The organism is Roseburia sp. AF12-17LB, from assembly GCF_003479605.1.
Lineage (GTDB): Bacteria > Bacillota > Clostridia > Lachnospirales > Lachnospiraceae > Roseburia_C > Roseburia_C amylophila.
This window is the reverse complement of sequence record NZ_QUHR01000007.1, coordinates 61,133-81,071: the sequence shown is the minus strand read 5'-3', so window position 1 is coordinate 81,071 and position 19,939 is coordinate 61,133. Positions and strand designations below refer to the sequence as shown.

The following is a 19,939-nucleotide window of genomic DNA, read 5'->3' as shown; positions in this document are numbered from 1 at the left end:
ACTGGCAACCGGCGTAAATTCACATCCATGTTCATCTGCGCCTCACCGGCACGTCCCTGTGCCGGCGTTGCCTGGCACTATCCGAAATTCCAAGTGCCCCTAGCTGCTCTTATCATGCATCCGCACTTTGCTGAACAACACGGACATTTGGCATTCCAAGTGCCCCTTGCCGCCCTTTTATCGCGTCCGGACCCGGTAAACGGTGCAGACATCCGTTTGACCAAAACTTTATTCTTTTTTAAGATTCGCCCAATTGAAAAGCAATATCAAGAGGTATATAATCAGGTAAAGTGCGGACGCGCAGGGGAATATAGTAAGAACAGGAGGATACACAATGGATTTTTTTGACCGCATGGGAGAGAAACTGGTAACTGCAGGAAAGGATGTCACACAGAAGGCAAAGGATTTATCCGGAACTGCAAAGTTAAACTTTGACATCAAGGCAAAAGAGGATTTTATTGAAAAGCAGTATGTACAGATTGGAAAGCTTTATTATGAAGACCACAAGGAAGAAGCAGATGGTGCATATGGACAGCAGATGCAGGCAATTGCAGAGGCATTTGCAGCAATTGACCATATGAAAGAGGAAGTATTAAAGATTAAAGGAGCGCGTCAGTGCCCGCAGTGTGGCGCTACTGTGCCGGAGGACACAGAGTTCTGTGGAAAATGTGGAGCAAAACTGAATATCTTTGAAGATTAGTGGACAACCTACCCATTTGTTTTAGAAAAATAAGACAAATGGGTAGGTTGTTTTATGAAAAAACATAAGATATAATAAATGGTATACCAATAGGGAAGAGAAAGGTATAGGGAGGTGCAGCAATTTATGAAGAAACGAATGATAAAGCTGACCGGTGCTTTATTACTGGTAGCCAGCTTGGTTTTTTCCGGGTGCGGGAAAAGCACGCAGTTAGACGATTATGCTACCAATGAAGGCAGTGACAGCGTAGAAGAAGGCACGGAAGCAGTGGCGGATAACACATCGGGTGATACCGGGGGGATACCGAAGGATGAGATTAAGGTAGGTGTCATTCATCTATCCGATCCGGCAGAGGGAAGTGGTTATACATATACCCATGATCTTGGTATTCAGGGAATGCAGCAGAACTTAAATCTTTCCGATGACCAGATTGTGCGTAAAATTAATATTTCGGATACTGATGCAGATGCAACCAGAGCAGCAATACAGGAATGCATTGACGAAGGCTGTAATATTATTTTCGCCACAAGCTGGGGGTATATGGAGACCACCGCAGAGATGGCAGAAGAATATCCGGATATTTATTTTTCACATGGAACCGGATATATGAGCAACGGAAAGAATTTTAATAATTATTTTGGAAGAATTTATCAGGCACGTTACTTGAGCGGAATCGTAGCGGGCATGAATACCAAGTCCGATAAAATCGGTTATGTGGCAGCGATGGATTCTTCAAATTCAGAGGTAACTGGTGGAATAGATGCATTTGCACTGGGAATATATTCTGTAAACCAGGACGCGAAAGTCTATGTAAAAGTTACAAACAGCTGGTTTGACCCTGACGGAGAGAAGGCGGCAGCAGAGACGCTTCTTAACATGGGCTGTGATGTCATTGCACAGCATTGTGATACAGAATATCCGCAGACATTGGCACAGGAAAAAGGTGTTTATAGTATCGGTTATAATTCTGATATGAGTAAAAATGCACCGGAGGCTTGTCTTTGCAGTGTTATCTGGAACTGGAGTGCCTATTATACATCAGCAGTGCAGAGTGTTATCGACGGAACATGGGATGGCAGCAATTATTATGGCGGAATGAATGAGAACCTGGTAGGACTTACGTCGCTTGCTGATTTCTGTGCAGATGGAACTGAGGAGAAAGTTGAGGAGGCAAAGGCAGCAATTCTTTCCGGGGAAAATGGCGTGTTTGATGGTGTAATTGAGACCAATACCGGAGAAACCGTAGGAAAAGAAGGAAAAACATTAGATGATGCGACAATTACCGGAGGAATAGACTGGTATTTTAAGACAGTTGAAGTGGTAGAGTAGGGGGAAGCAAATGAATCTAAAGAAAAAAATTCTGGCAATTACAATTGGACCGGTATTGATATTAGGAATTATCACCATACTATTTACCGTAACCATGGTAAAGAATTCCATGATGGATGAGATAAAGGATGCATTAAAGGGAACCGCTGCCGCAACGTTGGCAGCATATGACCAGAATACCGGAGATTATCTTGAGACCAGCAATGGGGACATCTGGAAGGGAAGTTACAATATTTCCAAATCAGAGAATCTGGTAGACCGGATTAAAGATAATACCGGAATGGATGTAACTTTTTTCTATGGAGATAAACGAATCATGACTTCAGCAACGGATGAGAATGGAAATCGTATCTTAAAATCCAAAGCAGGAGATGTCATTGTAGAAAAAGTATTAAATGGTGGAGAAGAATATTTCAGTCAGGCAGTATCTATAGAAGGAACTTTAAATTATGGTTATTTTATGCCGGTATATCAGAATGGCTCCGATACAGATATTGTGGGAATGGTATTCGTAGGAACCAATAAGCAGGATAAAGATGCTGTTGTAATGCGGCTTTTAGGATCGATTGTGGCAGCGGTGGTGGCAATTATGCTGGTCTGCCTGATTGTCAGCACGAAGCTGGCAAGCACGATCAGCAGGAATATCAGAACCAGTATTAAAACGGTGGAGAAGATTGCAGCAGGCGATTTGAATGTACAGGTGAATAATAAGCTGCTTAAGAGTAAGGATGAAATCGGAGACCTTTCCAGAGTTACGATTACCCTGCGTGATGCGATGCAGCGGACAACACTTGAAATCAATCAGAATGTGCAGAAGTTGTTAGAGGCATCTTCTCTGCTTGGAACAGCGGCCGATAATACCAATGGAACCATGAATAAGGTGCGCACAGCCGTAAACCGTATTGTAGAAAATTCTACGGAGCAGGCAGAGAATTCAAAGAGTACCTCAGAACATATGCGGCTGATGGGAGATAATATAACAGAGACTTCTGCTGAGGTGGAGGCATTAAACAGCAATGCGGCATTTATGCATGAATCCAGTGAAAAAGCAGCGGAGACACTGGCAAATCTTCAGCGCATCAATGGCGAAGTAGAGCAGATTATCGGAGAAGTACAGGAGCAGACCAACCGTACCAACGATTCTGTCCAGCAGATTTACAAAGCAACCGCATTTATCGCATCGATTGCAGAAGAGACAGATTTACTTAGTCTGAATGCATCCATAGAGGCAGCCAGAGCAGGAGAGAACGGAAAAGGATTTGCCGTAGTTGCAGAACAGATTAAGAAATTATCTGAGCAGTCCAATCAGTCCAGCAACGAAATTGAAGAAACAGCCATGATGCTGAGCGAGGATTCCCAGAAAGCTGTTGAGATTATGCAGAAAATGCAGGAAATCATTATGAGCCAGAGTGAGAGCATGCAGGATACCCAGAAGGTGGTGGAAGAGGTTGTGGCACAGATAGCCAATTCCATGCAGAGTATCCAGCAGATTAAAGAGACCACAGAGCATCTTGCGAATGTGAGAAATGAGGTTCTGCAGGCAGTTGAGACTCTTTCTAATATAGCGCAGGACAGTGTATCCGGAACGAAAAAGACTTACGAAGATACGGAAGAGGTTGTAGATACCTTTAAGCAGGTATACATGAGCGCAGAGCAGCTTCGTGAGATTGCTGACCAGCTGGCAGGAAGCGTACAGTATTTCCATGTGGAATAAATATACAACCATAGCAATTCTAAAATTGTGAAAAAGTGCCTTTGAAATCGCAGACTGAAAAGTTTATCATAAAAAGCGAAAATATGCGGTGTCAGAGGTGAGAAAATGTATCCAATTGGAGCATATATTGTAAAATCAACAAATGGAGTATGCAAAATAAAGGACATTGTAAATCCGGATTTTGTAGCAGATTCCAACAAATTGTATTATAAAGCTAATCTATCAGAGGAAAAAGACGCGCCAGGAGCAGGGAAAGAAAACAACTACAGTAGATGGACGTTATTTTAATCTGGCAGAAAATCTTCTCTATTCTGAACTTGAATTAGTATTGCAGAAAAATAAAGATGAGATTTACCAGATGATAAAGGCAATTTGTGAAGCTTAAGGATATCGGATGGTCCGGTTGCAAAGGTTGACTTTTCAAATAAATTGTGTTAGTTTTACACCTAGATGATAAACGCAAGGAAGAAGAGAGTACATTTATCGGAATTGTACAGAGAGTTCCAATAAACCGCAGGGTTTAGCTGAGATGGAATCAAGGGCGATAGATGGAAGATGGCTTTGGAGTGGCGGGGCTGAATCTTAAGAGACAAAGCTTCGACAGGACCGCCTGTTATAGCGGGAAGTATTGCAGGATACTTCATGAGGCACATATTGTAAGGTATGTGTAAAATAGAAGTGGTAACACGGATAACACCCGTCTTCTTTCATTAGAAGACGGGATTTTTTTTCGCGAGTAGCGATGAAAATGCCGTGCTTGCACGAGCATTTGAGGAGCACCGCGAAAACCTGTGAAACGAAGTTTCTCAGGTCGCGAGTAGCGAAGCAGCTCGCAGGAACGCTTGAGAAATACCGCGAAAACCTGTGAAACGAAGTTTCTCAGGTCGCGAGTAGCGAAGCGGCTCGCAGGAACGCTTGAGGAGCACCAAAAGTATAAAAAGGAGAATGAAGATGAGCAGCAAAGGAAAGTTTTACATGACCACCGCGATTGCCTACACATCAGGTAAACCGCACATTGGAAACACTTATGAGATTGTACTGGCAGACGCAATCGCAAGATACAAGAGACTGGAAGGCTATGATGTATATTTCCAGACCGGTACCGATGAACATGGACAGAAGATTGAATTAAAGGCAGAGGAAAAAGGAATTACACCGAAGCAGTTCGTAGACGAAGTTGCCGGAGAAGTAAAGAGAATCTGGGATTTGATGAATACTTCTTATGATAATTTCGTGCGTACTACCGATGAAGACCATGAGACACAGGTTAAGAAGATTTTTAAGAAACTTTATGATAAAGGTGATATTTATAAGGGTTCCTATGAGGGACTTTATTGTACTCCATGTGAGTCTTTCTGGACAGAATCCCAGCTGGTAGATGGAAAATGTCCGGACTGTGGTCGTGAAGTACAGCCGGCAAAAGAAGAAGCATATTTCTTTAAAATGAGCAAATATGCGGACCGGTTAATCGAATATATCAATGAGCATCCGGAGTTTATCCAGCCGGTATCCCGTAAGAATGAGATGATGAATAACTTCCTGCTTCCGGGACTTCAGGATTTATGTGTATCCAGAACCTCATTTTCCTGGGGAATTCCGGTAGACTTTGATCCAAAGCATGTAGTATATGTATGGCTGGATGCACTGACCAACTACATTACCAAGATTGGCTATGATGCAGATGGCAATTCTTCCGATTTATTCAAGAAGAACTGGCCGGCAGATTTACACTTAATAGGAAAAGATATCATCCGTTTCCATACCATTTACTGGCCGATTTTCTTAATGGCATTAGACCTGCCACTGCCAAAGCAGGTATTTGGACATCCATGGCTCTTACAGGGTGGCGAGAAAATGAGCAAATCCAAGGGAAATGTAATCTATGCTGATGATATGGTAGACCTCTTTGGTGTAGATGCAACCCGTTATTTCGTATTGCATGAGATGCCATTTGAAAATGATGGAATCATTACCTGGGAGCTGGTTGTAGAGCGTTTCAATTCCGACCTTGCCAACATCCTTGGAAACCTGGTAAGCCGTACCATTTCCATGAGCAATAAATATTTTGACGGTGTCGTAAAGAGCACCGGAGTCACAGAAGAAGTAGATAATGACTTGAAGGCAGTCGTAACCGGCGCAAGAGATAAGATTGCAGATAAGATGTCCGGACTTCGTGTGGCAGATGCCATTACAGAAGTATTTAATGTATTCCGCCGCTGCAACAAATATATTGATGAAACAGCCCCTTGGGTACTGGCAAAGGATGAAGCAAAGAAAGACCGCTTAAGCGAAGTGCTTTACAATCTGACCGAGTCCATCACTATCGGCGCAAGCCTTTTAGCAAGCTTTCTGCCGGAGACCGCAGAGAAAATCGCAGCGCAGCTTAATACAGGACTGCGTGGATTTGATGAGCTGAATCAGTTTGGACTTTATCCAAATGATAATAAAGTAACGGAGAAACCGGAGATTCTCTTCGCAAGATTAGACCCGAAGGAAGTAATGCCGAAGGTAGAAGCAATCCGCGCTGCCCAGAAAGCAGAATTCGAAGCAGAGCAGAAAGCATTAGGCAAAGAAGTTGAGACAGAAGCAAAAGCAGATGCCGCTGTCATCGACATTGAGCCAAAGGAAGAAATCACTTATGATGATTTTATGAAAATGCAGTTCCAGGTTGGTGAAATCATCGAGTGTAAGGCAGTAGAGAAATCCAAGAAATTACTGTGTTCACAGGTAAGAATCGGAAGCCAGGTAAAACAGATTGTATCCGGTATCCGCAAACAGTACACACCGGAAGAAATGGTCGGCAAGAAAGTTATGGTATTAGTAAACTTAAAACCGGCAAAACTTGCAGGTGTATTATCTGAAGGAATGTTACTTTGCGCGGAGGATGAAAATGGAGAATTAGCACTTCTGACACCGGAAAAGGATATGCCGGCAGGAGCAGAAATCTGCTAATTATAAGATTTTCAGATTAGCTGCATAAAGAAAGAGCATATAAGGGAATAGCTATAGAAAGAAGCCCCGGAAGAACATTGTAAATTAGTTCTTCCGGGGCTTTCTGTTGCCAAAGCTACTGTAGATAATTATGCGTTGCGGCTGCGTTTCTGGTATTTGCTGGAAACCAGATAAATACAGAATATTGCGACGAAGAAGCCAAACTGGATACCGATAAAGCGCCAGTATTTCGCAGTGGTAAGTATTTCATCCGATATACCGCCCAGCATGGAATTGAGGCGGATATACCAGTAGGTTGGAAGAAAATGCGCCACAGCAAGAACACCTTTTCCCAAAAGGTATTGCGGAACGAAGATTCCGGAGAGGAAACTCAATCCCAGGGAGGCAACATTTGCAATCATACTGAGGGACTGCTGTTTGAGTGCAAAAGTACTTACAAGGAGCGTAAGTGCTATGGAAAACAGCAGAACCATGGCACTGTTTAAAAGAGAGTGGAGTCCGTTTATCGAGAACAGAGTGTCTGGTCCGTAGATAAAAAGTGCAGTCAGGATAAAGAGCAGCCATACAAAGAGACTGAATACGATACATCCTAAAGTAATCTGCGCATTTCTGGACTTTAAGGAAAGAGAGGAGCAGGAAATCCTTGCACCTAAATCTTTCTGGTTAAAGGTCATCAGAATAGGAGTCATACCAAGTAACAGCATATTAATGAGTACATAAGGAAGATACTGGAAGAAATAGGTAAGTCCAATCTGTGCACCATCCGTTTCCTTTTCTTCAAGCTTAAGAACCGTAGTATCGTTTCCTTTGGAAAGTGATTCACTGGATTTTGTTACTGCTTCGGAAAGAGAGAAGCCACCAGCCATAAATAAGCGGACACTGGAAAGATACTCAGTTACCTGCTGGTCTACAAAATAGCCATTGGAGTTGTCCTTTCGCATGGAAACCGGAAGGAAATCTCTGGCATCAGAATCAGTAAGCTGTTCTTCAAAACCTTCCGGGATGGTTAAAATATAGTCAACCTTTTGATAATAAAGGGCATCCTGTAAGGTCATAGTATCCGTATCCTTTAAAGTGACCGGATTGTGCATGGAGGAAAGATAATCACTTAAAGCGTGGCTTGCAGTGCTGTTATCCTCGTCAATAATATAAATGTCTGCCTTTGTGGCAGTAAAAGAAGTTTCATGGTCGGATGCTCCGATTTTACTCATGGCAATTACAACAACGGTAAAAATAATATAGTATAAAAGCACCGAAGGAAATTTCTTCTTTGCAATTTTCAGAAAAGTTTTAAATACTTGCATATCTTTTCCTCCTTGTCAGTAAGAATCCACCCAAACAGAAGAGAGCGGAAATGCCAACCAGTGTCAGAATACATTGGTAATACTGGTTTAGGTTATCCTGAATGCCCAGTGTATAGAAGGCACGGGAAATCAGGGCAGCCGGTGAAATCCGGTTGATAACCGGGCAGGTATTCTCGACAATGATCCACATATTTCCAACCATAAGCCCGCTTAAGAAGCAAAGCAGCAGACTGCCGGAGACAAGAATTCCCTGTTTTGTTCCCTCGGAAAAGGCTCCGATGGAACCTACGAAAAAGCCCATGGTAGTTCCGGTCAGACAGCCGACAAATACCGTCAGGATTGCCAGTGGGAGATGGTAGGTTAAATCAATCTTAAGCACCAGTACAATAAATGCAAAGGAAACCAGATTACAGATAAACTGGAATATCACATTGGAAAAAAGCTCTGCTATAATGACCTTCATTTTATGAACCGGAGAGACATTGCGTCTTGCACCAATGGCGGAGAGATTTCCCTGGTTATTGAGGGAAACATACAGTCCGGAAAGGCTGGTAAAGAGGCATGCCATAGCTATCAGATTGTAAAAGTACTGTGTATAAGTATCGGTATTATGTTTGTTTAAAGAAACTTCTTTGGTATAAGTAACCTGCTCAGAGAGACTTTGAAGCAGTGCTTCTAAGTTCTCCGGGTGATTTTTTGCAGTATCCGCAATGGCAGAAACCGAGGAATTGTACTGCTTTACAAATGCCTGCAAAATACTCTGATTCATGCGGACGGTATCAGAGCTAGAAGAAGAAACCGTAAGGGAAAGTGTGACTGTATCCGATGCAGAATTGTCTGTATACAAAATGCCATCCACCGTCTGGTCCTTTAACAGGGAAACGGCTTTTTCTTCTGTGCAGTAGGTTGGAACAAAGAGGGCAACGCCATCTTTTAATTCCGTTTTTTCTAAAAAGGTCTTGATATTTTTTAATGCATCCGAATTATTTTCTTCTACAACAGCAATGGAAACCGGCTTTTGTATTTCGGAACTGCTGATATTGGAAAATGCTACCTTGAACATAATGCCAAGCAGAATCGGAAAAAGCAGTATCCAGAACATCTGCTCCCTATTTCTAAGGAGAATCCGGAAATGATATTTCATGATTTGAAGCATATCTTTCTCCTCCTAGTCTCTTAATTCTTTGCCGGTAATCTCTAAGAATACATCATTTAAGGTCGGAAGCTCGGAATACACTTTTCCGAAGGTAATCTCATGCTGCTGCAGATAATCCAGCACATGAATGAGATTGTGGCTTCCACCGCTGCATAAAACAGTCAGCATGTGATTTTCGTAAGTCACTTCATAAACATGTTTTAAAGCACGGATTTCATCGATTGCTGTATCCGGCAGGTCTAAGATATCAATGGAAATACTTTCACTCTTCTTAATCATCTGCTTTAATTCATCCTTCGTGCCGATGGCAAGATTTTTTCCTTTGTCCATAATGGCAATCCGGGAACAAATCTGCTCCACCTCTTCCATGTAATGGGAAGTGTAAATGATGGTGGCACCGTTCCGGTTCAGCTCCACGATTCCCTCAAGAATCTTATTCCGGCTCTGCGGGTCAACGGCAACGGTCGGCTCATCCATGATAATCAGCTTTGGTTTATGGGCAATGCCGCAGGCAATATTTAACCGCCTTAAAAGTCCGCCGGATAACTTCTTTGGAAAGAATTTACGGAAATCATCTAAGCCTACAAAAGCAATGGCTTCCTCTACATACTGTTTCCGGAGTGCTTTATCTTTTACATAAAGCCCACAGAAATAATCAATGTTTTCATATACCGTCAGTTCATCCACTACGGCAACGTTCTGCATAACAACGCCGATTTGCCGCTTCAGGTCATAACTATCCGGGTTCATCTTTTTCCCAAATACTTCAATGTTTCCTTTGTCATAGGAAAGCAGGGAAAGAAGGCAGTTGATGGTCGTAGTCTTGCCGGAACCGTTTGGACCGAGCAGACCGAAAATCTCACCTTCTTCAATCTCTAAGTTAAAGTGGTCTAATGCTACAAGCTCTTTGTAGCGTTTCACCAGGTTTTCTATTTTTACAACTGGGGTACTCATAGGTTTCCTCCTTTTTTAGGTTGATTGGTTGTGCAGGCGATTGCGAGAGAAGAAAAGAAATTTATAAAAACTGTTTTGCTGTGTTACATCAAAAGCACTGGAGTGTTCGTCGAAACTGGATACTGCATGATGCTTGAAAAGGGGCACTAAGAATTTCGAAACATGAGTAGTTTTTTCGGCAACCGGCGCAAATTCGCATCCATGTTCATATGCGCCTCGCCGGTACATCCCTGTACCGGCGTTGCCGGATATTGGGCGAAATTCCAAGTGCCCCTAACAAGCCTCATAAGGTATCCGTATTCCGATGAACGCTCCAGCGCTTTTGCCAGACATTGGCAAGCCAGCTTCTTTATGAAATTTTCTCTTCTCGCAATCGCCTATAACTTAAGTATAGGGAAAAGAGCTGCAGAAGGTAAGTGCATTCTGTCAGGAAATAAAATGACATTTGTCATATCTTAACGTTCCTGTTGTCTTTTCCTTGAAAGAATAGCCGTTGCAAGACCAAGGAAGATAAGACCTGAGATAAACATATATAGTATTTTCATATGAGGGGAAAGAGTGGCATTTCTAAAAGAAATGGTAAGTCCCATATAATCCGCATATCCGGTCTTTATTTCGGAGGGGCAATGAAACCATTGCAATTCCTGATTCATCCAGATTTCACGAATGGCGGAAGCCCCCTGAAAGGCTGGAAGAAAGCGGATGATATATTTAAGAGTCTGGGGCATATTGCCGTATGGAACATAAATTGCAGCAAAAAATCCAATCAGAGTACCCAAAAGCGTGGTCAGACCATTGAATGCACTATTGGTATGAATAAAAGAAGCGCATAAAAAGACAAAGGAAGCAGAGGAAAAAATAATTGCAAGAAGTGCAAAGAGAATTTCTAAAGTATCATGGGCAGTTATAAAGGAGCCATTAGCAATACCAAGATAGATGATTCCGATTATCAATGTGAGCAGGCACATGATAAAGGAGACAATAATTGCAGCAATGACATAACCTGCAACATAGTATCCACGTTTTACGGGTGCAACAAAAAATGCAGATATCTTACCGGATTCCTCATCTCTTACCATGGTTCCCACCAGAGTCATGGAAATGCTTACGGCATTGACAACCAGGATACCGGCAATGGTCCAGATAATGATGAGCGAAGATGCATGAACAGCTTCGTATTTCAGACCGGTTCCAAGAACCTGAATTGTGGAATCAATATTTCCCTGTCCGAGAAATGCAATCATAAGGGTTAACACAATAAGAGTAGAAAGAAGAGAAAAGAATACACTGATTCGGTCTCGGAAATAAAGTAAGATATTACGTTTTATAAATGAAATTAGTATCATAGGTTAATCCTCCAGTTTTTTTCCTGTTATTTGAATAAAAGCATCATCCATACTGCCTTGAATAATTTCAATGCCATCATAGGGAGTGGTTATCTGGGGCATGATATGCAAAGCATCTTTGGTAGTAGATAGGGGAATTGCAATTCCGTTAGGGAGGCGGTAAGAAGCCAGTGAAAGAGCAGCCAATTCCCGGTTCAATGGTGTAATTTTGTCAGTATAGATTTTTAAAGTATCGGAAGCATATTTATTTTTTAACTGGGATGGAGAGCCGGAAGCAATGATTTTTCCGGCATCCATAATGCAAAGTTGTTGTGCCATAGAGGCTTCTTCCATATAGTGTGTGGTGAGAAAAATTGTCATATGGCGCTTTAACCGGAGACTTTCCAGACAGTCCCACATAAGTTTTCTGGTCTGCGGGTCAAGCCCGGTAGAAGGCTCATCTAGAAATAATATTTCAGGAGTATTCATGAGTGCCCGGGCAATTTCGCAGCGTCGTTTCTGACCACCGGATAATTTACGAAAAGGTCGTGATAATAAATTTTGAATGTTAAGAATTTCGGCAATCTCATAGAGATTTTTTTGAACCGTCTTTAAATCTTTTTCATATAGAAAGCCTCTCATCAAAAGATTTTCTTTTACTGTCAGATAATCATCTAAAGTATTATTCTGAAAAACAACTCCAATTTTATTGCGGATGGCATTGGCTTCTTTAAAAGCATCGTAATCACATATTTTGACAGTTCCTGCAGTTGCTTTAAGTAACGTGCAAAGAATATGAATCGTAGTGGATTTTCCGGCACCATTTACACCGAGCAGTCCAAATAAATCTCCTTTTTTAACAGAAAAAGAAATATCATCTACTGCTTTTATATCGGAATAATATTTTTTCAAGTGTGAAATCTGTATTGCATCCATGTTATGCCTCCTGTAGATAGAGATAAATAATAGCGGTTTTATAAATGTAGTATAGTAGAGTGAGCGGAGGACTGGTAAGTGCATTCTGTCAGGAAATAAAATGACATTTGTCATATCTTAGGAAAAATGATACAGTAAATGCAGTAGAACCCTAAGGAAGGGGAAGAAGAATGTTAAGAATACTGGATAAGTTACTTCTTTTTGCCATGTGCAGCTGCCTTATTTTCCATTTAGAGGGAGACTACCGCAGAGTTGTAATCTTCATCATTGGTCTGATTGTGGCAGCGTTGACTCTTTATATTGAAAACCGGAAAGTCATTGGTGCATTGCTGATAGCAATGGCAGTACTGTGTCTAATCGAGCCGGGCTTTACTTTTTTGCTGCCGCTGGTATTTTTTGACAGCTTCTGGTTCAGTCTGTGGTGGGGCATGGGATTTGCAGTTTTATTCTTTTATGCACTGCCGGTGTACCAACCGTGGATGACAGCCATCTGGCTGTTCTTATCATTAGTGGCGGTGCTGTTGGCTCATTGCACCAGGCAGGCAACGGAGTTGAAGCGGAATCTGATACGACTCCGGGATACCAGCACAGAGTTAAGCCTTGTGATGCGGGAGAAGAACCGCAAGCTTTTAGAGGAACAGGATACGGAAATCTATATGGCAACGCTAAAGGAGCGGAACCGGATTGCAAGGGAAATCCATGATAATGTGGGGCATATGCTCTCCCGGGCAATCCTTCAGATGGGAGCACTGAGCACCGTATATGAGGAAGAGCCGCTGCATGGTCAGCTTTTAAAGGTAAATGATACCTTAAATCTTGCCATGAATAATATCCGGGAAAGTGTGCATGATCTGCATGATGATTCCGTGGATTTAAAGCAGGCATTATTAGAGGCAACCCGGGAAATGAAGCAGCATTATCATCTGGATTTAGAATACGATATGTCACAGAATGTTCCACGAAAAGTCAAATATTGTTTTATCGCAGCCGTAAAAGAAGCAATGTCAAATATTGTCAAATACAGCAACGGTGACCGGATTGAGATTGTTCTCAGGGAACATCCGGCACTGTATCAGATGACCATCGAGGACAATGGTACGGATGAGGAAAAGCAGAAAAAGGCAACGGAGCAGATGCGGGAAGAAAAGGATGACCTTAAGAGTGCAGCCGGAGGCATGGGACTTTCGAATATGCGGGAACGTGTGGAGTCGCTGGGCGGAAGCATTCATGTAAACTGCGAAAAAGGTTTTAAAATATTTATATCAATTCGAAAGAAAGAGGAGGCAGTATGAGAGTCCTGATAATAGATGATGACGAAGATGTGGTATTTTCCCTGCAGACCATTCTCTGCGCCAAGGGAGTGGAGGTAGTTGGAACAGGCACCGATGGAAGTGAAGCGGTAAAATTATATGAAGAGCTTCAGCCGGACATTTTATTAATGGATATCCAGATGAAGCCAATGAATGGTCTGGATGCGGCAGAGCAGATTCTTGCAGAAGACAAGACGGCAAGGGTGCTGTTTCTGACCACATTTTCCGATGATGAATATATTGTGGAGGCGTTACGAATCGGTGCGAAAGGCTATTGCCTGAAGCAGGATTTTGCAGCAATTGTTCCATCGTTAAATGCAGTCATGAGCGGACAGAGCGTTTTTGGTGGGGAAATTGTGAATAAGCTTCCGGTTCTGATGCAGAATAAGGAAAGCTTTGACTATGCCAGCTATGATATCAGTGAAAAAGAGCAGGAAATCATTCACCAGGTGGCACTTGGATGCAGCAACAAGGAAATCGCGGAAGCATTATTCTTAAGTGAAGGAACTGTCCGCAACTATATCAGCAGCATATTAGAAAAGCTGTCCCTAAGAGACCGGACGCAGCTGGCGGTATTTTATTACCAGCATTTGTAAAATAGAAAGAGGATTTTTATGATTTTTGAGACACATGCACATTATGATGATGAGAAATTCAAAGAGGACAGAGAACAGCTTGTTTCTTCTCTTCCGGAGCAGAACATAAAGCGGGTAATTAACGTAGGCGCAGACTTTGCCGGCTGCGTGGATAGCGTAGCACTGGCAGAGAAATACGATTATATTTATGCAGCAATCGGAATTCATCCAAGCAATATCGAAGATGCAACGGAAGAAAATTTAGCATGGATAAAGGGAAAGGCTTCCTGGGAGAAAACCGTTGCCATCGGAGAAATCGGGCTTGATTATTATTGGGATAAGGAGCCAACAGTGCAGCAGGCACAGCGGGAAATATTCTGCCGCCAGCTTGCACTGGCAAAAGAAATGAGTCTTCCGGTTATCATTCATTCCAGAGATGCCGCAGAGGATACCATGAAAATTATGCAGCAGGCCCATAAGGATGACATTCCGGGTGTCATTCATTGTTATTCTTATTCCAGGGAAATGGCGAAAGAATATGTGAAAATGGGATATTATATTGGTGTCGGCGGTGTAGTTACCTTCAAAAATGCAAAGAAGTTAAAGGAGACCGTGGCAGAAATCGGACTGCCTCACATTGTATTGGAAACTGACTGTCCCTATATGGCACCGGAACCGCATCGTGGCACCCGGAACGATTCAAGGAATCTTATTTATGTAGTAAAAACCATTGCCGAACTGACCGGAACAACACCGGAAGAAGTGGAAACAGTTACCTGGGAAAATGCCAGAAAATTATTTGGAAAAGTGAAGTAGCCTTCCTGTCAGAAGGGAATCGGATTTTATAAATATTTTACTGTCAATAAATATTTTACTTGTATTATAAATATGCATTTGTTACAATCAACACAAAGCATATATTCTGATTTTCGAGTGGAAAAAGCCAATCTAAATTTCTAGTATCAATTCAATGAATTCTATGCTTTTAAATTCTAATTACAATTTACGAACGCATAGTGCATTGAATAAGCGGAATTTCAGAATCGGAACAGGATATGTAATCCTGCTTTTCCTTGCATTATGGGAAAAGGAGGAAATATGAAAACTTTAGAAGAGCTGAATCTGGTGGATGACTTTCTGGTAAATAGCCTGACCAGTCACAAAATTTATGGGGAACAGTCGGCGAGGTATATTTTGGAGTGTATTCTACACCGGCAGATAGGAAAGCTTACGGTAGTGCCGCAGCGTTTCTTCTGCGGAGAAAATTTGGAAACCCACGGCATTCGGCTGGATGTATATCTGGATGAGGAGAACGGAGAAATCTTTGATATAGAACCAGACCAGAATGGTGGAAAAGAAGAAATCATATCATTACCACGGAGAGTCCGGTTTTACCATGCGAAGATTGATGCAAGCAATCTGAATGCAGGTGATACATATGGGAGTCTTCGGAATGTCATCGTAATTTTTATTACAACTTATGACCCCTTTGGACTGAATCGTATGGTGTATACAATCAAGAATGGTTGTATCGAAGTGCCGGAATTAGAGTATGAGGATGGCGCACAGACCATATTCCTGTATACAAGAGGAAGGGAAGGAAACCCGCCGGAGGAATTAAAACAGCTACTACATTACATGGAGCATTCATCCATAGAGAATGCTTCCACCGAGAGTCTGAAAAAGTTACACCGGATGGTAACAGCAGTCAAGCGGGATGGAGAGGTAGGTCTTGCATATATGAAGAGTTTTGAGAGAGAAGAGAGGATTCGAAGACAGGGCGAAGAAGAAGGAAGAAAAGCTGGACTGGAAGAAGGCATTATAAAACTCAGCCGTAAACTAGGAAAAGAAGATACGGAAATTCTGTCATTATTGCAGGAAGAACTGCAGATAGATGAAGAGCAGGCGAAACTTATATTGGAAAAATATCAGCAATAAGTAAATAAAAAGGGGCAGCACTCCTACTGGAGTAGCTGCCTGATTAATTCTAAGTGTAAGTGGATAGCCATTTTATAAGCATCCATATCCCGGTTCTTAAGGGATAATAAAATTTGTTCATGCTCTTGCTGTGCAGTAATTCTTCCATAAGAGGTATTCCCTTCACCATAATAAATCGATTTACTGATCAGGTTATTCAGTGTCATATAGAAGACACGAAGCGGAAGTGTTCAGGGCAGATTCAACCATATCTACAAGATCCGTTTCATTTGGAAGCGTAACATAATTGCCTTTGCCGATTACATTCGTAACCAGTTTTTTCTCGGTAAGAATCTTGATGGCTTCCCGGATGACATTACGGCTGACTCCATATTGTGTTGCAAGAACACGCTCGGAAGGCAGACAGTCCCTCATCGATTTCTTCTTTTTTGACATTTAATGGAGTGGCAAACCGCATACCATTTCCATTTACGCCACAGTTTAAGGTGAGCATATGGCGTTCTAAGCAGCCTTTCTTTACTTTTGCCCAGATGTCTGGTGCCGGGGAGCCATCCTTATGGGAAAATTCAATGGCAACCATAAGACCGATACCACGGACATCGGAGATGCAAGGATTTCCGCCAAAAGTGGTTCCATGGGTACCAACCGGCCATTTATCCATAATTTCCGGGGTGGAAATCACGGCACTCATTGGAAGACCGCCGGCAATGGCTTTACCAACTGTCATAATATCAGGCACAACGTCGAAGTTCTGGCTTGCCCACATTTTGCCGGTACGTCCGTAGCCACACTGGATTTCGTCGAAAATCAGGAGAATTCCATGTTTGTCACAAATCTCGCGGACACTTTGTATGAATTTCCTGGAAGGAACGACATAGCCGCCTTCGCCCATAACCGGCTCCATATAAATACAGGCAACATCTTCCGGATAGACAACATATTTCAATAATTTATTCAGCTCAAACAGTGCATAATCGGTGCGCTCTTCTTCTGTCATACCGGCAGGACACAAATCTTTTCCAGGATATGGCACAAAGTAGACATTATCCAGTTTATGGTTTCATCTGCATGTACTCTGCTGCCGGGTAGAGACTGCCAGGTAAAGTCTGCCAGAAAACAATAGAAACATTTATTTACCGGATGCCAGTTCCACCGTGTCTTTCCAGAAACGTTTTGGAATATTCTGACTTTGCAGCTTCGGATTCTTTCTTGCTTCAATGGCAATGCTGTCAAAGAAACCGCACCAGAGCTTCTGGTATTCCTTCTCGGCAGGGGAAAGCCGTGTGATAACGTCCGGATTTAAATTGGATGCATCCGTAAGGAAGTATCCACTGCCGGCTTTGTGAATGGCGGCAATCTGGTGTGTTGCATCATAAATCATAAAATGTTCCTGTGGAAGGCGGTCAGTAAAATGTTCTGCCAGAACGGAAATCACCTGATTCTTAGGGTGGATGGTAGAAAACAGGACTCCGTTTTCCAGTTCCTGAAAACGTAAAAAACCAAGCAGATGGTGGGCTTCATTTCCGGTGGAACGACTTAGTTCAAAGACTCTTGCAATATAAGGATTGCCAAGAGCCTGTAAAATCCGATGACCATCCGCTAAAGAAAATCCATATAAGAGTGTACGGTAAATGCAGTCGGCTTTGTCCGGATGCTCATTCTTTTTCTTATCATCATGGGCAAGAACCGCCTGAAGAATATCCTGATAGACCTCCATGCCAAGACGGGCAATAATGGTGCGTCCAACCTTTTTGCTCTTTTCGGAATCCGGTGTGACAGTAATATATTCAGAAAAGAGTTCGTAAGTTATCGTATCATTGATACAAAGCTTTATATTTTTGTGCCCATATCTGCTGGCCCAGGCATCATAGATGCCGGTAAAGATGCCATCGATGGAATCTTCACAGAGAAATATATGCATAAGAAAAAGTCCTTTCCTGTTTACTGAAAAATCATGGTTATAGCAGTTTATCCGACGCATAAATCGTTGGTGGTCAGTTTAAAATCACTTAAGGCATCTTCATCGAAGAAGGAAATCTGCTTATAACTGGAATCCCGTATTTCCTTCGGAATCTGAGTTTTATCCTGCATCAGACAGCTGCAGATATAATCTTCATTTTGTGGAATGGAATACATCATACGACCGGAGCAGGTAATAAAGTAGGCAGCCCGTTTTAAGACAACTCCGATTTTCTTTAAATCGGAAAAGTCAAGGCGACTGTGCCGGCGGGCTTTTACAATACGGTTGGCAGATTTCACACCAATGCCCGGAACACGTAGTAAGGTGTTGTAATCTGCCCGGTTAATCTCTACCGGGAAGGCTTCTAAGTGGCGGAGTGCCCAATCGCATTTCGGGTCTAAGAAGATATTAAAATCCGGACGGTCTTCGCTTAATAGCTCTCCGGCAGAAAAACCATAGAAGCGAAGCAGCCAGTCTGCCTGATATAGGCGGTGTTCCCGCAGAAGGGGTGGACCACCGGGAAGGGTTGGCAGATTGGAATTGTGATTTACATTGACAAAGGCTGAGTAGAAGACTCGTTTCAACTGGAAATTCTGGTATAAGCCTTCTGCTACCTTTATAATCTGATAATCGTTTTCCGGGGTGGCACCGATAATCATCTGGGTGCTTTGGCCTGCCGGTACAAATTTCGGGGTCTTATGGTAAACCATCAGCTCATTCTGATTTTCCATAATGCCATTTTGAATCAGACGCATGGGTTTTAAGATGGTTTTGCGGGACTTATTTGGTGCAAGAGCCTTCAGTCCGTCTGCGGTCGGAAGCTCCAGATTAACGCTCATGCGGTCGGCAAGAAAGCCTGCTTTTTCAATAAGAACCGGGTCGGCACCGGGAATGGCTTTTACATGAATATATCCGTTAAAATGATGGCAGACACGGAGTTGGTAAAGTGTCTGATAAATCAGTTCCATAGTATAATTCGGGCTGATGAGAATACCGGAGCTTAAGAAAAGACCTTCAATATAATTTCTGCGGTAAAATTCCATGGTAAGGTTGCAGACTTCGTCCGGTGTAAAGGAAGCCCTTGGTACATCATTGTTGCAGTTATTCTGGCAGTAGGCACAGCGGAAAATGCATTCATTGGTAAAAAGAATCTTAAGCAGGGAAATACAGCGGCCATCGGCAGAGAAGGTATGGCAGATTCCCGGAGCAACGGAATTACCCATGCCACGGCCGTTTCCCTTGCGGTCAACACCGCTGGAGGTACAGGCAACATCATATTTGGCGGCATCCGAAAGGATGGTCAGTTTTTCCATTAAAGACATGTTTTCTGTTATGTTCAAAGCAATCACCTTTTCTTTTTCTATCAAATATATAGAAGCACTTGCAAAGGAAGTAGTGGTGGAAGCCTGTCCTGTTTTAATGATTTATCAGATAAGAGCAGCCTTGTTCATCAAACGTCAGATGCCGCATAATGCCTGCAAAGGGCACTAGGAATTTCTTTGTAGTATGTAGTTTTATCCGGCAACCGGCACAAATTCACATCCCTGTTCATATGTGCCTCGCTGGTACATCCTTGTACCAGCGTTGCCTGCTTTCAGATGAAATTCCAAGTGCCCCTAGCAACCCTTATCAGGCATCTGTCCTTCGATGAACAGTGCCGCTTTTCCATAAGAAAAAGACAAGACAGGCTTCCAGCCATCCATCTTCCATTGTAAGTTTTATGAAAATCCCCAATAATAGTTGCGTAGAACTATTTTCCTCTGTTATCATAAAAAGGACTGGACAA

General features: G+C 42.5%; 19 protein-coding genes. 10 read left to right on the top strand and 9 right to left on the bottom strand.

Features of this window, described 5'->3' with window-relative positions:
• Positions 1 to 334 precede the first annotated feature (334 nt).
• From DWV68_RS09755 to metG, 5 genes are all read left to right on the top strand, one after another.
• Positions 335 to 700, top strand: coding sequence for a zinc ribbon domain-containing protein (locus tag DWV68_RS09755; protein ID WP_118088358.1), 366 nt, complete (start codon positions 335 to 337; stop codon positions 698 to 700).
• A 126-nt stretch (positions 701 to 826) separates the two neighbouring features.
• Entirely contained in the window at positions 827 to 2,029 is a 1,203-nt protein-coding gene (locus DWV68_RS09750) for a BMP family ABC transporter substrate-binding protein (protein WP_118665659.1), read from the top strand.
• A 10-nt stretch (positions 2,030 to 2,039) separates the two neighbouring features.
• A complete protein-coding gene (locus DWV68_RS09745; RefSeq protein WP_118665657.1) occupies positions 2,040 to 3,743 on the top strand; it encodes a methyl-accepting chemotaxis protein in 1,704 nt (567 codons plus the stop codon).
• A 105-nt stretch (positions 3,744 to 3,848) separates the two neighbouring features.
• Positions 3,849 to 4,031 carry a hypothetical protein gene (locus tag DWV68_RS09740; RefSeq protein WP_227701260.1) on the top strand — a complete coding sequence of 61 codons (183 nt, stop codon included), beginning with the start codon at positions 3,849 to 3,851 and terminating at the stop codon, positions 4,029 to 4,031.
• Between the two features lie 663 nt (positions 4,032 to 4,694).
• On the top strand, positions 4,695 to 6,695 hold the full coding sequence (gene metG, locus DWV68_RS09735) for a methionine--tRNA ligase (RefSeq protein WP_118057534.1): 2,001 nt from the start codon (positions 4,695 to 4,697) through the stop codon (positions 6,693 to 6,695).
• Between the two features lie 128 nt (positions 6,696 to 6,823).
• Here metG and DWV68_RS09730 read toward each other — a convergent pair whose 3' ends face one another.
• The 5 genes from DWV68_RS09730 to DWV68_RS09710 form a co-directional block, all read right to left on the bottom strand.
• The gene (locus DWV68_RS09730) at positions 6,824 to 7,999 is read right to left on the bottom strand and encodes an ABC transporter permease (protein ID WP_118057535.1); all 1,176 of its coding nucleotides are present in this window, start codon (positions 7,997 to 7,999) and stop codon (positions 6,824 to 6,826) included.
• Positions 7,986 to 9,155 carry an ABC transporter permease gene (locus tag DWV68_RS09725; protein WP_117842131.1) on the bottom strand — a complete coding sequence of 390 codons (1,170 nt, stop codon included), beginning with the start codon at positions 9,153 to 9,155 and terminating at the stop codon, positions 7,986 to 7,988. Before DWV68_RS09725 ends, DWV68_RS09730 begins: the two co-directional genes overlap by 14 nt.
• A gap of 12 nt (positions 9,156 to 9,167) precedes the next feature.
• Entirely contained in the window at positions 9,168 to 10,109 is a 942-nt protein-coding gene (locus DWV68_RS09720; protein ID WP_118057536.1) for an ABC transporter ATP-binding protein, read from the bottom strand.
• A gap of 455 nt (positions 10,110 to 10,564) precedes the next feature.
• Positions 10,565 to 11,455, bottom strand: coding sequence for an ABC transporter permease (locus tag DWV68_RS09715; protein WP_118057537.1), 891 nt, complete (start codon positions 11,453 to 11,455; stop codon positions 10,565 to 10,567).
• A gap of 3 nt (positions 11,456 to 11,458) precedes the next feature.
• On the bottom strand, positions 11,459 to 12,370 hold the full coding sequence (locus DWV68_RS09710; RefSeq protein ID WP_118057538.1) for an ABC transporter ATP-binding protein: 912 nt from the start codon (positions 12,368 to 12,370) through the stop codon (positions 11,459 to 11,461).
• A 170-nt stretch (positions 12,371 to 12,540) separates the two neighbouring features.
• Here DWV68_RS09710 and DWV68_RS09705 point away from each other — a divergent pair, with 170 nt between their 5' ends.
• The 4 genes from DWV68_RS09705 to DWV68_RS09690 all read left to right on the top strand — a co-directional run bounded on the left by DWV68_RS09705 (position 12,541) and on the right by DWV68_RS09690 (position 16,193).
• On the top strand, positions 12,541 to 13,662 hold the full coding sequence (locus tag DWV68_RS09705) for a sensor histidine kinase (protein WP_117947492.1): 1,122 nt from the start codon (positions 12,541 to 12,543) through the stop codon (positions 13,660 to 13,662).
• The gene (locus DWV68_RS09700; protein ID WP_117947493.1) at positions 13,659 to 14,276 is read left to right on the top strand and encodes a response regulator transcription factor; all 618 of its coding nucleotides are present in this window, start codon (positions 13,659 to 13,661) and stop codon (positions 14,274 to 14,276) included. Before DWV68_RS09705 ends, DWV68_RS09700 begins: the two co-directional genes overlap by 4 nt.
• 18 nt (positions 14,277 to 14,294) lie before the next feature.
• Positions 14,295 to 15,071, top strand: coding sequence for a TatD family hydrolase (locus DWV68_RS09695; RefSeq protein ID WP_118057539.1), 777 nt, complete (start codon positions 14,295 to 14,297; stop codon positions 15,069 to 15,071).
• A gap of 282 nt (positions 15,072 to 15,353) precedes the next feature.
• Positions 15,354 to 16,193: an Rpn family recombination-promoting nuclease/putative transposase gene (locus DWV68_RS09690; RefSeq protein WP_117947495.1), complete on the top strand. Its 840-nt coding sequence runs from the start codon at positions 15,354 to 15,356 to the stop codon at positions 16,191 to 16,193.
• A 192-nt stretch (positions 16,194 to 16,385) separates the two neighbouring features.
• On the opposite strand, the gene DWV68_RS15185 is transcribed toward DWV68_RS09690, so the two are convergent.
• From DWV68_RS15185 to DWV68_RS09670, 4 genes are all read right to left on the bottom strand, one after another.
• Complete coding sequence (locus DWV68_RS15185; protein WP_197420847.1) at positions 16,386 to 16,607, bottom strand: winged helix-turn-helix domain-containing protein; 222 nt, start codon at positions 16,605 to 16,607, stop codon at positions 16,386 to 16,388.
• Positions 16,549 to 17,244, bottom strand: a complete 696-nt coding sequence (locus tag DWV68_RS09680; RefSeq protein ID WP_118057540.1) for an aminotransferase class III-fold pyridoxal phosphate-dependent enzyme — start codon at positions 17,242 to 17,244, stop codon at positions 16,549 to 16,551. The genes DWV68_RS15185 and DWV68_RS09680 overlap by 59 nt, the downstream gene beginning before the upstream one ends.
• A gap of 78 nt (positions 17,245 to 17,322) precedes the next feature.
• Positions 17,323 to 18,114 carry a TIGR03915 family putative DNA repair protein gene (locus DWV68_RS09675; protein WP_118057541.1) on the bottom strand — a complete coding sequence of 264 codons (792 nt, stop codon included), beginning with the start codon at positions 18,112 to 18,114 and terminating at the stop codon, positions 17,323 to 17,325.
• A 47-nt stretch (positions 18,115 to 18,161) separates the two neighbouring features.
• Entirely contained in the window at positions 18,162 to 19,493 is a 1,332-nt protein-coding gene (locus DWV68_RS09670; protein ID WP_199535177.1) for a putative DNA modification/repair radical SAM protein, read from the bottom strand.
• Between DWV68_RS09670 and DWV68_RS14435 the strand changes: the two genes are divergently transcribed.
• The gene (locus DWV68_RS14435; RefSeq protein WP_156454683.1) at positions 19,486 to 19,644 is read left to right on the top strand and encodes a hypothetical protein; all 159 of its coding nucleotides are present in this window, start codon (positions 19,486 to 19,488) and stop codon (positions 19,642 to 19,644) included. The two genes, DWV68_RS09670 and DWV68_RS14435, sit on opposite strands and share 8 nt — an antisense overlap.
• The last annotated feature ends 295 nt before the right edge of the window (positions 19,645 to 19,939 follow it).

Excerpts from the sequence above, each read along its gene's own strand:
- DWV68_RS09755 (WP_118088358.1), top strand. The coding sequence starts at position 335 with ATGGATTTTTTTGACCGCATGGGAGAGAAACTGGTAACTGCAGGAAAG.
- DWV68_RS09750 (WP_118665659.1), top strand. The coding sequence starts at position 827 with ATGAAGAAACGAATGATAAAGCTGACCGGTGCTTTATTACTGGTAGCC.
- DWV68_RS09745 (WP_118665657.1), top strand. The coding sequence starts at position 2,040 with ATGAATCTAAAGAAAAAAATTCTGGCAATTACAATTGGACCGGTATTG.
- DWV68_RS09740 (WP_227701260.1), top strand. The coding sequence starts at position 3,849 with ATGTATCCAATTGGAGCATATATTGTAAAATCAACAAATGGAGTATGC.
- metG (WP_118057534.1), top strand. The coding sequence starts at position 4,695 with ATGAGCAGCAAAGGAAAGTTTTACATGACCACCGCGATTGCCTACACA.
- DWV68_RS09730 (WP_118057535.1), bottom strand. The coding sequence starts at position 7,999 with ATGCAAGTATTTAAAACTTTTCTGAAAATTGCAAAGAAGAAATTTCCT.
- DWV68_RS09725 (WP_117842131.1), bottom strand. The coding sequence starts at position 9,155 with ATGCTTCAAATCATGAAATATCATTTCCGGATTCTCCTTAGAAATAGG.
- DWV68_RS09720 (WP_118057536.1), bottom strand. The coding sequence starts at position 10,109 with ATGAGTACCCCAGTTGTAAAAATAGAAAACCTGGTGAAACGCTACAAA.
- DWV68_RS09715 (WP_118057537.1), bottom strand. The coding sequence starts at position 11,455 with ATGATACTAATTTCATTTATAAAACGTAATATCTTACTTTATTTCCGA.
- DWV68_RS09710 (WP_118057538.1), bottom strand. The coding sequence starts at position 12,370 with ATGGATGCAATACAGATTTCACACTTGAAAAAATATTATTCCGATATA.
- DWV68_RS09705 (WP_117947492.1), top strand. The coding sequence starts at position 12,541 with ATGTTAAGAATACTGGATAAGTTACTTCTTTTTGCCATGTGCAGCTGC.
- DWV68_RS09700 (WP_117947493.1), top strand. The coding sequence starts at position 13,659 with ATGAGAGTCCTGATAATAGATGATGACGAAGATGTGGTATTTTCCCTG.
- DWV68_RS09695 (WP_118057539.1), top strand. The coding sequence starts at position 14,295 with ATGATTTTTGAGACACATGCACATTATGATGATGAGAAATTCAAAGAG.
- DWV68_RS09690 (WP_117947495.1), top strand. The coding sequence starts at position 15,354 with ATGAAAACTTTAGAAGAGCTGAATCTGGTGGATGACTTTCTGGTAAAT.
- DWV68_RS15185 (WP_197420847.1), bottom strand. The coding sequence starts at position 16,607 with ATGAGGGACTGTCTGCCTTCCGAGCGTGTTCTTGCAACACAATATGGA.
- DWV68_RS09675 (WP_118057541.1), bottom strand. The coding sequence starts at position 18,114 with ATGCATATATTTCTCTGTGAAGATTCCATCGATGGCATCTTTACCGGC.
- DWV68_RS14435 (WP_156454683.1), top strand. The coding sequence starts at position 19,486 with ATGTTCAAAGCAATCACCTTTTCTTTTTCTATCAAATATATAGAAGCA.